This is a genomic window from Mesorhizobium australicum (assembly GCF_900177325.1).
GTDB lineage: Bacteria > Pseudomonadota > Alphaproteobacteria > Rhizobiales > Rhizobiaceae > Mesorhizobium_A > Mesorhizobium_A australicum_A.
On sequence record NZ_FXBL01000004.1, the window covers coordinates 540,482 to 553,639 of the forward strand.

Here is a 13,158-nt window from a genome sequence, read left to right on the forward strand (position 1 = left end):
AAATCCTCCCTCAGCACGCCGACTTGGCGGCCCGGTAGCTGCCGCCTGTACCCGCCTCCTTGAGATGGGGCACGCAGTCCGGCTGCGACGTGACGGCCACATAGACGAGATGGGCGTTCGCCGCCGCCACGAGCAGCAGCCCGGCCGGAACCAGCAGCCATGCGGAAGTCCAGCGCCGACGCCCGCCTGCGGTCCGGGCCGTCATGGCTGATTCGTCCCGAGATCGTGGACGTAGAGCGCGAGCGTCCGGATCTCCGCGTCGCTCATGCGTTCGTCCCAGGTCGGCATGTGGCCCTGCCTGCCGCCATGGACGGACGCGATGATCGTCTGCAGGTCGCCGCCGTAGACCCAGCCCGCGTCCGCCAGGTTCGGAGCGCCGACCTCGCGGTTGCCCTCGGCGTTCTCGCCGTGACATGCCGCGCATGTGGTGGCGAAGACCTCGCGTCCGGCTTCGATCCGCTCCAGGTTCTCCTCGGTCGAGTAATCGGGATTGCTCAGCGAATAGACATAGGCCGCGACGCTGCGGACCTGGTCCCGCTCCAGCACCCCGTCGCGTCCGAAGGCGGGCATCTGCGCGATCCTCGTGTCCGGATGGGCGGTGTTGATGCCGTAGCGCAGCGTCTGCTCGATCAGTTCGGGACCGCCGCCCCACAGCCAGTCATCATCCGTCAGGTCCGGATAGCCGGCGCGCCCGCGTCCGTCGCGCCCGTGACACGCCGCGCAGTTGTCGCCGAAGAGCTGCCGCCCGGTGCCGCGAACGGTCTGCATCAGCGCCTCGTCGGCGAGTATCGCGTCGTAGGGTTCGGATTCAAGGCGGGACATCCAGGCCGACCGCTCCTGCTGGCCTTCGATGACCCGCTCTTCTACCGTCGTGCGCTGGTCGACGCCGAGAAGGCCCTTGGTATAGGTCGTGCCGATTGGCCAGGCGGGCACGAAGAACCACCAGGCGATCGCCCAGATATGGGTGACGATCAGGAACATCAGCACGCCGCGGGGAACAGGAGTGTCCAGTTCCTTGATGCCGTTCCATTCGTGCCCGGTCGTTTCCCTTCCGGTGACGGGGTCGCGCTCGTTTACTTCCATGGCTTGTCGTCCCTGTCGAGGATGCTGGTCTTCGCCCTGTCGAAGCGCTTCCGGTTCGAGGGCCAGAAGGCGTAGGCGACGACGCACAGGAAGAAGCCCACCAGGTAGAACAGGCCCCAGCTCTTGGAGAAGGCGACAAGGGTGTCGTGGCTGATCTCGAACATCGCTCAGTCCTCCGCATCGGGCGCTTGTTCGGTCGCGGCCGTGTCGCGGAAGGCGGCGTCGGTCAGCCTCCCGAGGACCTGCAGGTAGGCCACCAACGCGTCCATCTCGGTCAGCCGCGTGGCCACCCCGTCAAACGCGCTCACCGAGGTGGCCTCGCCATAGCGCTCGGTCACCCCCGATGCAGCCTCGCTGTCGGGGAAGGCCTGACCGTAGGCGTCCCGCGCCGCGTTGGCGATCATCTCGTCCGTGTAGGGCACGCCCAGCGCGTGCTGGGCCGCGAGATGCTGCCCGAGGTCGCTCGTCCGAAGCTCGGTCCGTGCCAGGAAGGCGTAGGCTGGCATGTTGGATTCCGGCACGACGTCGCGCGGATTGATCAGGTGCGCGACGTGCCAGAAATCGGAATACTTGCCGCCAACCCGCGCCAGGTCCGGACCGGTGCGCTTCGACCCCCACAGCATCGGGCGGTCGTACTGGGACTCCACCGCAAGCGAATACGGCCCGTAGCGCTCGACCTCGTCGCGCAGCGTGCGGATCATCTGGCTGTGGCAGGCATAGCAGCCCTCGCGAACGTAGATGTTGCGGCCAGCCAGCTCCAGCGGCGTGTAGACCCGCATGTCGGGCGCCTGCTCGACAGTCTCGTCGATGGTGAAGAGGGGCGCGATCTCGACGATGCCGCCGACGCTCGCGGCGGCGATGATCGCCAGCACGAACCCGATCGCCGAGCGCTCCAGCTTCCGGTGGAAGAGTTCAGGCATCGCTCATTCTCCCGGTACGGCGACGGCCGCGGGCACGTCGCTCTCGCGCCGCTCCGCCAGCGGCACCGACCGTACCGTCATCCAGATGTTGTAGCAGCAGACGACCGCGCCGATCAGGAACAGGAGGCCGCCGAAGGCACGGGCGATGTAGTAGGGATACATCGCGACGAGGGAGTCGACGAAGGAGTAGGCGAGCGCCCCGTCTTCCGTGTAGGTCCGCCACATCAGCCCCTGGATGATGCCGGAATTCCACATCGCGAAGACGTAGATGAGCGTTCCGGCGATCGCGAGCCAGAAGTGGACCTCGACCAGCCTCGCCGAATACATCCGCTCCCGGTTCCACAGGGTCGGCACAAGCGTGTAGAACGAGCCGAAGGTGATCAGCGCCACCCACCCGAGCGCCCCCGCGTGGACATGGCCCACCGTCCAGTCGGTGTAGTGGCTGAGCGCATTGACGGGGCGGATCGCCATGAAGGAACCTTCGAAGGTCGACAGGCCATAGAACACAGCCGCGGCCATCATGAAGCGCAGCGTCGCGTCGTCGCGGACACGGTGCCAGGCGCCGTTGAGCGTCAGGAGGGCGTTCCCCGCCGACGCCCATGAGGGAACGAGCAGCATTACCGAGAAGGTCATGCCGAGCGTCTGCACCCAGTGCGGCAGCGCCGTATAGTGGAGGTGATGCGAGCCCGCCCACATGTAAAAGAAGGTGATGCCCCAGAAGCTGAGGATCGAAAGGCGGTAGGAGAAGATCGGTCGCTGCGCCCGCACGGGAAGGTAGTAGTAGAGCATCCCGAGGAAGCCTGCTGTCAGGAAGAACGCGACCGCGTTGTGCCCGTACCACCACTGGACCATCGCGTCCTGCACGCCCGGCCAGATCGTGTAGCTCTTCGCATGGCCCCAAGAAACGGGGACGGCGAGGTTGTTCACGATGTGGAGAATCGCCACGACCACGATGAAGGCCATGAAATACCAGTTCGCCACGTAGATGTGCGGCTCCCGGCGGCGTGCGATGGTGCGCAGGAACAAGACGAAATAGGTGACCCAGACCACGACGAGCCAGAGGTCGGCATACCACTCGGCCTCGGCGTATTCCTTCGACTGCGTCACGCCGAGCAGGTAGCCGGAAACGGCAAGGATGCAGAACAGGTTGAACCCGAGGAGCACGAACCACGGGCTGAACTGCCCTGCGAGCCGCGCGCGTGACGTGCGCTGCACGACATGGAATGACGTGGCGATCAGGGCGTTGCCGCCAAATCCGAAGATGACCCCGGAGGTGTGCGTCGGCCGCAGCCTTCCGAATGTCGACCAGGCCGCGTCGAAGGCCAAGTCGGGCCAGGCGAGCTGGGCGGCGACCCAGACGCCCATGAACATGCCGAACACGGCCCAGGCCATCGACAGCACGATGCCGACCTTGATCGGATCGTCGTAGTATGACGCCTCGCGGTCCTCGGTCGGCTCGGGATCGTAGAACCCGGACAGGACCGGGTAGAGCAGTCCTCCCGCGAAGAGGATCACCAGCAGGCCGTGAACGCCAAGCGTGTCGCTCCTGCCGAGCGCGGCCATCGCGATCCCGGCGGCGGCCAGCATGACGAGGACGACCGCCGCGTACTGCCTTTCGGTGGAACTGAGTTTCCCGATCATGATGCCCTCTGCAAGTCGATCATGCTGGCTCCGCAGTCTTGCCCGGCAGGCCAAGCAGCTCTGCAAGAACTTCCTTGTTCCCGGCTATGTCCGCCAGCGAGTAACCATCGAACACGGATAAGAACGCCTCGACGGCTTTCCTGACAACCCCTTTCAGCCGACAGGCGGGGGATATCGCGCAGGTCCCGCCCTCGGAGCGCATGCACTCGACCAGGCCGAAGTCGTCTTCGATCTGCCGCACGACGTCGCCGAGATTGATGTCTTCCGGTTTCCGCGCGAGCGCGATCCCGCCGGAACGGCCGCGAACGGTCGTCAGGTAGCCGAGCCGGCCAAGACGCAGGGCCACCTTGAGAAGATGGTTGCGGGAGATGCCGTAGCTTTCGGCGACGTCGGCGACCCGCGATGGGCGGCCGCGGTTCAGCGCCAGGTAGACAAGCATGCGCAGCGCGTAGTCGGTGTGATAGGTCAGGCGCATCCGTCCCTCCCCGGCTCGAAGGGTGCTTCGACCCGTTTGCAGATGGCGGCCGTCATCGTTCCGCTCCCGAAGCGCGCTCGAGGCGGAAGAACATCGCGAGCCTCAGGCTCTTCGCGATGCGCTCGGCCCGATCGATGAAGGTTTCAGCCACCCCTTCAGGGCAGAATTCCTCGGCACTGGCACGGAAATGCCCCAGCCAGACGTCGAAGTCGGCTTCGCGCACCTGCTCCAGCTTCGTGTGGGCGGGCACCGGGCGTCCGCTGTACGAGCCGTCCTTCAGGATCACCGAGCACCAGAAGTCCGTCATCTTCTCCAGATGAGGCTCCCAGCTTCCCGCGATCTCGGCCGCGAAGATAGGCCCCAGACGGGCGTCCCGGCGGACGCGTCCGTAGAACTCGCGCACCAGGCGGCCGATGAACGCCCGGTCGACTTCGGGATGGACGACGGCCCGTTCCTCGGGAGGGCGTTGCAGCTGAGCGGAAGCCGGATGGTTCAATGTGGTATCTCCAATACCACTTTCTAACGTCGGCGCGCTGCGAAGGAAAGCGTGCTGGATGTCGCAGCCTGCATTCCTCACGCTCTTTGCGCCGGAACAACGATCGGCCGCGTGTAGCTGACGAGGCTGCTGGCTTGAGGAGACAGCCGGACGATGCCTTCAGCGATGGACCCTGACATGTCGGTCGACGAGATCATGCGCAGATGGCCCGCGACCATCCGGGTCATGATCCGCCATCGGATGCTGTGCATCGGCTGCCCGATCGGCATCTTTCATACAGTCGCGGACGCGGCCGCCGCCCATGCGATGGAGGAGGCAGCCCTGACAGCCGAACTCCTCGCCGCGATGCGGTCGGACCCGTCGGCTGATGCCCCGTCGGCCTTCGAGGCGAACGCTCACAACCCGGAACCTCGTGAAGGAGAACAATCATGCGCGTGATCGAAGCAGTCGCCGCCCGACTCGACCAGTCGGTCAGGATGGCGGGGAACCGGGATCGATCTGCCGACCTCGAGCCTGTCGTCCGAGAACCAGATTCGCAACGCGATCTGGCGCTGCATCTTTTGCGGCCACGGGTCCGCATGCGCGGAGTGGGTCAATGCCGGAACGACGGGCGTGCCGGAATACTGCAGGAACCGGGAGTTCTATCTGGGACTCACCCGCGACGCAGCGTAGCCTCGGCCGGACGTCCGGCAACTCACTTCCGGCGTCGGTTCTCGGCCACCAGCATGAGCGCGTGCGGATTGGTGACGGTCACCTTCTGGCGGCCGCTCTTCACGATGCCTTCGTCCTCCCAGGCGCTCATCAGCCTGCTGACCGTGTGGAGCGTGCTCCCTGTCATCTCGGCGATGTCCTGCCGGGTGATGGGGAAGTCGATCTCGACGCCTTCCTCGGTCTTGCGTCCGGACTGCTGGACCAGCCGCATCACGGCTCCGGCGATTCGCTGCTCCACCTGGCGCGTCGACATTTCCACCACGCGCGACTGCGTGTCCTGAAGGCGGGCGCCGATCGTCTGGTAGGCGTTCGCGCCGAAACCGGGGAACCGGGACTGGAGGTCCTGCCAGACGCCGTTCGGCCAGGACAGCACCACGCAGTCCACCGCAGCGACCGCGTTTGCGGGATAGGTCGTCCGTCCCATAGCGACGGCGATGCCGAATAGCTCGCCCTCGTTGATGTAGCGGGCGATGACCTGCTCGCCCTCGGGCGTGGCCTTCACCACCCTGATGTGGCCCGACAGGAGCAGGAAGAACTGCCTGGCTTCCTCGTCCTGGGAGAAGACCTCCGAATCCTTCGGAAAACGCGACGAGCGCGCCGTCGAAAGGATTGCGTCGACGTCGTCGCCGCTCAGTCCGGCGAACGCGGGCAGTCCCGATACGAGCGACCTGTCGAGCGACATGCTGGAAGTCTTCCGGACGCCGAAGCCTCCGAAGTATCTACCCTTTGTTTGCGCTTGCGCAAACTGCCTCACGGCGTCGCGGGCTATTGGTGGATCATCGGCAGATCAAGCCGCGAATACGAAAGGACAGAACAATGAAACGCATCCTCGCAGCTCTCGCCCTCGGCGCGGCGGTCATGCTTACCGGAGCTGCCCAGGCGGCCGAGATCGAAGTCCACATGCTCAACAAGGGCGCCAAGGGCGCGATGGTGTTCGAGCCCGACCTGATCGTCGCGGCCCCCGGCGACACGATCCGTTTCGTGCCGACCGACAAGGGACACAACGTCGAGACCATCAAGGGCATGGTCCCGGAGGGCGCCGAGGCCTTCAAGAGCAAGTTCAACGAGGAGTTCACGGTCACCGTCACGGCCGAAGGCGTCTACGGCGTGAAGTGCGCGCCGCACTACGCGATGGGCATGGTCGCGCTCATCAGGGTCGGCGAACCCGCCAATGCGGAAGAAGCCAAGGCCGTGAAGCAGACGGGCAAGGCCAAGGCCGTCTTCGCCGAACTGTTCGGCCAGGTGCTGGCCGCCAACTGAACGAGGAGGCCCGTCTCCCGGAGAGGGGGCGTCCCGGCGGCCGGAGAGCGAGGCGGCGCTCTCCGGCCAAATTTTTTCGTGCCGCATTTCCCTATTTACCTTCCGGCAACCATGGGGAGCGGTCCTTCGCTCTACTTCAACCAGTTTGACGAGGCACAAAGAGCGCCAGCCCGCCTGTGAGAAGCAACGCCTAGACGACGTCATGCGCGGAGCCAAGCATTGATCGACTTTCTCACCTGCATCGCCGTGGATCACGACCCGGTGTATACTGTTTTGGCGGCGCTCGCCTGCGTGATCGGAGCGGCGGTTACCGTCGGCGTGAACGCCCGCGCCACGGCGACACGCGGCTATCGTCACGCGCTGTGGGTGTTCCTGGCTGGTCTCGTCGGCGGGGCGACCGTGTGGACCACCCACTTCGTGGCGATGCTTGGTTACAGGACCGACCTGATCGACGGCTACGATCCGGCGCTGACGGCGCTGTCGCTCGGCCTCGCCGTCGCCGGCAGCGCTGCGGGCGCACATGCCGCGATCGGGCGCTGGAGCCATGCCCCGGCGCTGGGCGGGCTCATCGCGGGATTGGGAGCCGGAGCCATGCACTACGTAGGCGCCTCGGCGATGCGGATCAGCGGAACAATTGAATGGAGCGGGACTGGCATCGCGCTGTCGCTGGTCCTCGGCGCCTCGCTTTTCTGCGCTTCCGCTTTGCGCGCCAGGGAAGGAACGGCGTCGTCCCGGCTTCAGGCCGCGCTGCTGATGGCGGGAGGAATCCTTTCCCTCCATTTCATGGGCATGGGTTCCATGGCCGTCGATCCAGGGGCTGCCGTCGCCGATGCGACGTCGTCGATCCCCAACGGCGTGCTCGCGGGCTTCATCCTCGCCATGTCGGGGACACTCGCCGCCATGGCCGCCGCGACCTTCATGATCGATTACGATTCGGAGCGGACCGCCAAGAGCCATTTCCGGTATCTCGCGCTTCACGACGAACTGACGGGCCTGCCGAACCGCGCCTGTGTCCGCGCCCGCGTCGAGGAACTCGCGGCCGACCCCGTCGCGCTCGGACGTCAGATCGCGGGCGTGCTGTTCGATCTCGACCGCTTCAAGGAAGTCAACGACGTCCACGGCCACGCCGCCGGCGACCACGTGCTGCGCGCCATTGCGGAGCGGATCTCTGCGGCGATGGCCGACGGCGAATTCGTCGGGCGCTTCGGCGGGGACGAGTTCGTCGCGATCAAGGTCCCGGTCTCCGGACGCGAGGAGGCAGCCCGCTTCGCCGAGAAGATCCGTCATCTTGTCGCGCAGCCGATTCAGTGGCGGGACGTTGTCCTCTCGGTCGGGGCCAGCGTGGGTCTCGTCGTCTATCCCGAAGACGGGCTGTCGCCGACGGTCCTCCTCCAGCGCGCCGACGCCGCGATGTACGCGGCCAAGCAGGCTGGACGCAACAACGTGACGACGTTTCAGCCGGACATGGAGGAGACTGCCCGCATGCGCAGCGAACTCGTCATGGACCTGAAGCGCGCTGTCTTCAACCGGGAGCTCTCCCTAGCCTACCAGCAGCAGAACGACACGGTGACGGAAGAGGTCGTGGGCTTCGAGGCGCTTCTGCGATGGAGCCACCCCAAGCACGGCAACGTTTCCCCAGCCGTTTTCATCCCGATCGCCGAGGAAGACGGCTTGATCGGATCGATCGGGGAATGGGTCCTACGCGAGGCCTGCCGCGAGGCAGCCTCTTGGCGCAAGCCGCTTCGGATCGCGGTCAATGTCGCCCCCTCGCAGCTGTCTTCGACGGAGCTTCCCGCCCTGGTACATTCGATCCTGATCGAGACAGGATTGAAGGCGTCGAGGCTGGAACTCGAAGTCACCGAGACCGGAATAATCGCCGACCAGCAGCTCGCGCTCCACGTCATCAGGCAGCTGAAGGCCCTCGGCGTCCGCATCGCCATGGACGACTATGGAACCGGATATTCGTCGCTGTCGATGCTGCAGAGGTTCCCCTTCGACAAGATCAAGATCGACCGGGAGTTCACGTCCGCGATCGGGACCGCACCCGAGGCAGAGGCGATCATCCTCGCCACCGTCGCGCTGGGACGCGCGCTGGGAAGGCCCGTGCTTGCCGAGGGCGTCGAGACCGCCGCTCAGCTGGCCTTCCTCCGCAAGGCAGGATGCCGCGAGGTCCAGGGTTTCCTGTTCGGAATGCCGACAGGCAGGGCCGGAGCCGCACGCATCGCCGGGATCAGGAGGCCCGCCAGCCGTCTGCGGGCAGCCGACGCGGCCCTGATGCCTGCGATTCAGTCTGTGGCGTGACCGACGGCCACCGGGAGGGACATCGGGACGTCCAGCTCGGCGTGCATCCGGTTGAACCGCTCCAGCCTGTCGAACACGGAAGCCTGCGGCAGCTCCTTGCCCTGCAGTTCCGGCGCTACCTTCCAGCCAGGATCGACGCCCTCCATGTTCGGAAGCTCGTGCGCGATGCCCTTGTGGCAGTCGATGCAGGTCGCCTCGCCCGACAGCAGGTAGCGGGTGTGGATCTCGGCCGCACGCGGAGCCTGCCTTGACAGGTCCATGGCGACCGAGGAGTGGCAGTTGCGGCATTCCAGGCTGTCGTTGGCTTTCAACCGCGCCCATTCGTGCTTCGCGAGTTCGAGGCGGTGATCCAGGAACTTCTGGCGCGTGTTGATTGTGCCGAAGATCTTGCCCCAGACCTCCTTGGAGGCCTGCATCTTGCGGGCGATCTTGTCGGTCCATTCATGCGGCACGTGGCAGTCGGGGCAGGACGCCCGCACGCCCGAGCGATTGGAGAAATGGACGGTGCGGGTCAGCTCCTCGTAGACGTTCGTTTCCATCTCGTGGCACGAGATGCAGAAGGCTTCGGTGTTGGTCACCTCAAGGGCAGTGTTGAACGCGCCCCAGAAGATCACGCCCCCGAGGAAGCCGCCGAGCGTCAGGAAACCGAGGCTGAGCGTCGCCGCCGGCGTGGAGACGATCCGCCAGGCCCACAGTGCGGCCGCCTTGATGCGCGCCCACATCTACTCGTCCCCGGCGTGGCCGACGCCGAGCTCGCTCATGTCGACGAAGGTGTTGCCGACCAACGGGGCCGTGTCGGCCTGCGGTACATGGCAGGCTGTGCAGAAGTAGCGCCGCGGAGACACGTCAGCTAGCATCTGGCCTTCGCGTGTCATGTAGTGGGTGACGCTGATCATCGGCGCGCCCGAGCCTTCCGTGAACTCGCGCTTGTGGCACGACATGCAGCGGTTGGCGTTCACCGACAGCTGGTAGCCCTCGATCGAGTGCGGAATGATCGGTGGCTGCTCGGGATAGGCGCGCATCTTGCGGACATCGTCGACGATCCAGCGCGGGATCGGATCGGCGGGCAGGTTCTCCATGGGCTGCCCGGCGCCCGTCAGCGGCGGCACGATCTCGGCCGACATCTGCGCAAGCGCGGCCGTGCCCGCGAGCGCAACCAGCCCGAGGGCGACGAGGAGGCGCGCGCGGCGCATCACGCGGGGACGATCTTGACCGCGCATTTCTTGAAATCCGTCTGTTTCGAGATAGGATCGGTCGCGTCGAGGGTGACCTTGTTGATGAGCTTGCTTGCGTCGAACCAGGGGACGAACACCACGCCCCGCGGCATTCGATTTCGGCCCCGGGTCTCGACCCGGACCCGCAGTTCCCCGCGCCGGGAGACGACGTTGACCTCCGCGCCCTGGTTGATGCCTCGACGGCGCGCGTCGTCGGCGTTCATGAAGCAGACCGCTCCGGGGAACGCCTTGTAGAGTTCGGGCACGCGCATGGTCATCGAGCCCGAGTGCCAGTGCTCGAGCACACGACCGGTCACCAGCCAGACGTCATATTCGTCGTCCGGCGATTCCGCCGGGGGCTCGTAGGGCACGGCGAGGATGACCGCCTTGCCGTCGGGCCTGCCGTAGAAGCGTACGCCTTCGCCCGGCTTCACGTAGGGGTCCAGTCCCTCACGGTAGCGCCACTTCGTTTCCTTGCCGTCGACGACGGGCCAGCGCAGGCCGCGCACCTCGTGGTAGGTGTCGAACGGCGCGAGGTCGTGGCCGTGGCCCCGGCCGAACTCGGCATACTCCTCGAACAGTCCCTTCTGCAGGTAGAAGCCGTATTCGCGGCTCTCCCTGTTCTCGTATACCGCGTCGAGATCGGCGAGCGGAAAGCGGTCGACCTTGCCGTTCCGGAACAGCACGTCGAACAGCGTCTTGCCCTTGTATTCGGGATGGGCGTTCAGGATGTCGGCAGGCCAGACCTCGTCGGTGGTGAAGCGCTTCGAGAATTCGGTCAGCTGCCACAGGTCGGACCGGGCCTCGCCGGGCGCATTCACCAGCTGTCGCCAGACGTGCGTGCGGCGCTCGGCATTGCCGTAGGCGCCTTCCTTTTCCACCCACATCGCGGCGGGCAGGATCACGTCGGCCGAGAGCGCCGTCACCGTCGGATAGGCGTCGGAGACCACGATGAAATTGTCTGGGTTGCGGTAGCCCGGATAGGTCTCGTTCGAGTTGTTGGGCGCCGCCTGGACGTTATTGTTGACCTGCACCCAGTAGAAGTTGAGCTTGCCGTCCTTCAGCATCCGGTCCTGCTGGACGGCATGAAAGCCGACCTTGTCGGGCAGCAGCCCGTGCGGCAGCCGCCAGATCTCCTCGGCATGCTCGCGATGCTCGGGATTTGTCACCACCATGTCCGCAGGCAGCCGATGGGCGAAGGTGCCGACCTCGCGCGCGGTGCCGCATGCCGAAGGCTGGCCCGTCAGCGAGAACGGGCTGTTGCCCGGTTCGGAGATTTTTCCGGTCAGGAGGTGGATGTTGTAGACCATCTGGTTGGCCCACACGCCGCGGACGTGCTGGTTGAAGCCCATCGTCCAGAGCGACATCACCTTGACGCCGGGATCGGCGTAGAGCTCGGCCAATTGCTCCAGGAAGCCCGGCTCCACGCCGGAGAGTTCCGACGCCATCTCGAGCGTGTATTCCGAGACCAGCGCCTTGAACGCTTCGAAGTCGATCGGCTCCATCTTGCCCGGATCGGCAGCGCCCTTGGCTGCCATCTCGACCGGATTGTCCGGACGAAGACCGTAGCCGATGTCCGTGGCACCGCTCATGAAGACGGCGTGGTCGCGGACGAAAGCCTCGTTCACCCTCCCCGTCTGGATGATGTGGTTGGCAATGTAGTTCAGGATCGCCAGATCCGTCCCGGGCTTGAACACGATCGGGATGTCGGCGAGGTCCATCGAGCGGTGGGTAAAGGTCGACAGCACGGCGCAGCGGACGTGCGGATGGCCCAGCCGCCTGTCGGCCAGCCGGGTCCAAAGGATCGGATGCATCTCTGCCATGTTCGAGCCCCAGAGCACGAAGGCGTCGGCGTGCTCGAAGTCGTCGTAGCAGCCCATCGGCTCGTCCATGCCGAAGGTGCGCATGAAGGCGACGGCCGCGGAGGCCATGCAGTGGCGGGCGTTTGGGTCGAGGTTGTTGGTGCGGAAGCCCGCCCGCATCAGCTTGGTGGCGGCGTAGCCCTCGAAGATCGTCCATTGCCCGGAGCCGAACATGCCGACGGCTTCCGGTCCCTTCTCGCGCAGCGTTGCCTTGCACTTCTCCGCCATGACGTCGAAGGCCTCGTCCCACGAGACGGGCTCGAATTCGCCGTCCTTGTCGTAGACCCCGCCGGACTTGCGCATCAGCGGCGTGGTCAGGCGGTCCTGGCCGTACATGATCTTGGAGAGGAAGTAGCCCTTGACGCAGTTGAGGCCGCGGTTGACCTCGGCCTGGCTGTCGCCGTGGGTGGCGACGACGTGACCGTCCTTCACGCCCACCATGACCCCGCACCCGGTGCCGCAGAAGCGGCACGGCGCCTTCGACCACTTGATCTCCAGCGCATTCACGCCGCCCGGAACGGGCTGTGCGGCGGCCGGCAGCGCGATGCCCGCGGACGCGGCCGCAAGCGCGGCCGCATGTGCCTTGAGGAGATCGCGTCGGTTGATGTCAGCCGTCATGACCGCGCCTCCTGGTCCTCGGCATGTTCGAACACCATGTTCGCCGCAAGAACGCCGTCCATCGCCGAGATCGCCGTCAGCGTTTCTCCCAGCATCCCGCTGGTCGGCCCCTCGATCGTGATCACGACCCGGCTACCCTCGCTGGCGTGCACCTCCACGCCACGCATCGCCGCGAGCAGTTCAGACAATTCGGCACGCCGCTCAGGCAGGGCCACGACGACCGCGCTCGATATGTGGTGTCGGTCGCCGGCGCCGGCGGTGAGCAGGCCGCGTCTGGTGAGTTGGCGCATGCCGTCAGCCTCCCGGAGGCCCGGGCGGGCCGAAGACGATCTGATACATCCAGACAAGGAAGCCGTAGCCGCCCACGACGCCCACCGCGACGACGGGCCAGATGCCGAAGGCCAGGACCAGGAAAGTCAAGAGTTCCCGCCGCCGCGTCTTCGCGGGCGGGATGTCCGCCGATGCTGTCGCCTCCCGGATGTCCTGGGTCATGACCTCCTCATCATGGGCCTGGGACTCGGCATCATGCCGATACGTAGAAAATACTAACCCAGCATTCTCAGATGTCCATCGTTAT

Annotated in this window: 17 protein-coding genes; 4 read left to right on the forward strand and 13 right to left on the reverse strand. The window is 65.7% G+C overall.

From position 1 onward, the window contains the following. Window positions 1-10 precede the first annotated feature (10 nt). From B9Z03_RS04980 to B9Z03_RS05010, 7 genes are read right to left on the reverse strand one after another with little or no spacing between them, the layout of a single operon-like run. Complete coding sequence (locus B9Z03_RS04980; protein WP_085463170.1) at window positions 11-205, reverse strand: hypothetical protein; 195 nt, start codon at window positions 203-205, stop codon at window positions 11-13. Continuing rightward, on the reverse strand, window positions 202-1,083 hold the full coding sequence (ccoP, locus tag B9Z03_RS04985) for a cytochrome-c oxidase, cbb3-type subunit III (protein ID WP_085463171.1): 882 nt from the start codon (window positions 1,081-1,083) through the stop codon (window positions 202-204). Before ccoP ends, B9Z03_RS04980 begins: the two co-directional genes overlap by 4 nt. Then, on the reverse strand, window positions 1,074-1,247 hold the full coding sequence (locus tag B9Z03_RS04990; RefSeq protein WP_085463172.1) for a cbb3-type cytochrome c oxidase subunit 3: 174 nt from the start codon (window positions 1,245-1,247) through the stop codon (window positions 1,074-1,076). Before B9Z03_RS04990 ends, ccoP begins: the two co-directional genes overlap by 10 nt. A gap of 3 nt (window positions 1,248-1,250) precedes the next feature. Continuing rightward, complete coding sequence (gene ccoO, locus B9Z03_RS04995; RefSeq protein ID WP_085463173.1) at window positions 1,251-2,003, reverse strand: cytochrome-c oxidase, cbb3-type subunit II; 753 nt, start codon at window positions 2,001-2,003, stop codon at window positions 1,251-1,253. 3 nt (window positions 2,004-2,006) lie between these two features. Continuing rightward, window positions 2,007-3,644, reverse strand: coding sequence for a cytochrome-c oxidase, cbb3-type subunit I (gene ccoN / locus B9Z03_RS05000; protein ID WP_085463174.1), 1,638 nt, complete (start codon window positions 3,642-3,644; stop codon window positions 2,007-2,009). A gap of 19 nt (window positions 3,645-3,663) precedes the next feature. Next, entirely contained in the window at window positions 3,664-4,119 is a 456-nt protein-coding gene (locus B9Z03_RS05005; RefSeq protein WP_085463175.1) for an Rrf2 family transcriptional regulator, read from the reverse strand. Window positions 4,120-4,171: 52 nt separating this feature from the next. Next, on the reverse strand, window positions 4,172-4,615 hold the full coding sequence (locus tag B9Z03_RS05010) for a group III truncated hemoglobin (protein ID WP_085463176.1): 444 nt from the start codon (window positions 4,613-4,615) through the stop codon (window positions 4,172-4,174). Window positions 4,616-4,792: 177 nt separating this feature from the next. Between B9Z03_RS05010 and B9Z03_RS05015 the strand changes: the two genes are divergently transcribed. Next, on the forward strand, window positions 4,793-5,053 hold the full coding sequence (locus B9Z03_RS05015) for a DUF1858 domain-containing protein (protein ID WP_348529000.1): 261 nt from the start codon (window positions 4,793-4,795) through the stop codon (window positions 5,051-5,053). Between the two features lie 60 nt (window positions 5,054-5,113). Then, window positions 5,114-5,287 (forward strand): DUF6455 family protein, encoded by a 174-nt coding sequence (locus tag B9Z03_RS30610; RefSeq protein WP_432417024.1) that lies wholly within the window; start codon window positions 5,114-5,116, stop codon window positions 5,285-5,287. Window positions 5,288-5,309: 22 nt separating this feature from the next. On the opposite strand, the gene B9Z03_RS05020 is transcribed toward B9Z03_RS30610, so the two are convergent. Beyond that, window positions 5,310-6,008 (reverse strand): Crp/Fnr family transcriptional regulator, encoded by a 699-nt coding sequence (locus B9Z03_RS05020; protein ID WP_085463178.1) that lies wholly within the window; start codon window positions 6,006-6,008, stop codon window positions 5,310-5,312. A 134-nt stretch (window positions 6,009-6,142) separates the two neighbouring features. Here B9Z03_RS05020 and B9Z03_RS05025 point away from each other — a divergent pair, with 134 nt between their 5' ends. Together B9Z03_RS05025 and B9Z03_RS05030 are read left to right on the forward strand one after the other, a co-directional pair. Further along, window positions 6,143-6,586, forward strand: a complete 444-nt coding sequence (locus tag B9Z03_RS05025; RefSeq protein ID WP_085463179.1) for a pseudoazurin — start codon at window positions 6,143-6,145, stop codon at window positions 6,584-6,586. Between the two features lie 219 nt (window positions 6,587-6,805). Next, a complete protein-coding gene (locus tag B9Z03_RS05030) occupies window positions 6,806-8,887 on the forward strand; it encodes a putative bifunctional diguanylate cyclase/phosphodiesterase (protein ID WP_085463180.1) in 2,082 nt (693 codons plus the stop codon). On the opposite strand, the gene B9Z03_RS05035 is transcribed toward B9Z03_RS05030, so the two are convergent. From B9Z03_RS05035 to napE, 5 genes are read right to left on the reverse strand one after another with little or no spacing between them, the layout of a single operon-like run. Continuing rightward, entirely contained in the window at window positions 8,872-9,609 is a 738-nt protein-coding gene (locus B9Z03_RS05035) for a cytochrome c3 family protein (RefSeq protein WP_085463181.1), read from the reverse strand. The two genes, B9Z03_RS05030 and B9Z03_RS05035, sit on opposite strands and share 16 nt — an antisense overlap. Next, on the reverse strand, window positions 9,610-10,107 hold the full coding sequence (locus B9Z03_RS05040; protein WP_085463182.1) for a nitrate reductase cytochrome c-type subunit: 498 nt from the start codon (window positions 10,105-10,107) through the stop codon (window positions 9,610-9,612). Then, window positions 10,080-12,581 (reverse strand): periplasmic nitrate reductase subunit alpha, encoded by a 2,502-nt coding sequence (gene napA / locus B9Z03_RS05045; protein ID WP_085463183.1) that lies wholly within the window; start codon window positions 12,579-12,581, stop codon window positions 10,080-10,082. Before napA ends, B9Z03_RS05040 begins: the two co-directional genes overlap by 28 nt. After that, window positions 12,578-12,871 carry a chaperone NapD gene (locus B9Z03_RS05050; protein WP_085463184.1) on the reverse strand — a complete coding sequence of 98 codons (294 nt, stop codon included), beginning with the start codon at window positions 12,869-12,871 and terminating at the stop codon, window positions 12,578-12,580. The genes napA and B9Z03_RS05050 overlap by 4 nt, the downstream gene beginning before the upstream one ends. Before the next feature lie 4 nt (window positions 12,872-12,875). After that, entirely contained in the window at window positions 12,876-13,073 is a 198-nt protein-coding gene (gene napE / locus B9Z03_RS05055) for a periplasmic nitrate reductase, NapE protein (protein WP_085463185.1), read from the reverse strand. Window positions 13,074-13,158 lie beyond the last annotated feature (85 nt).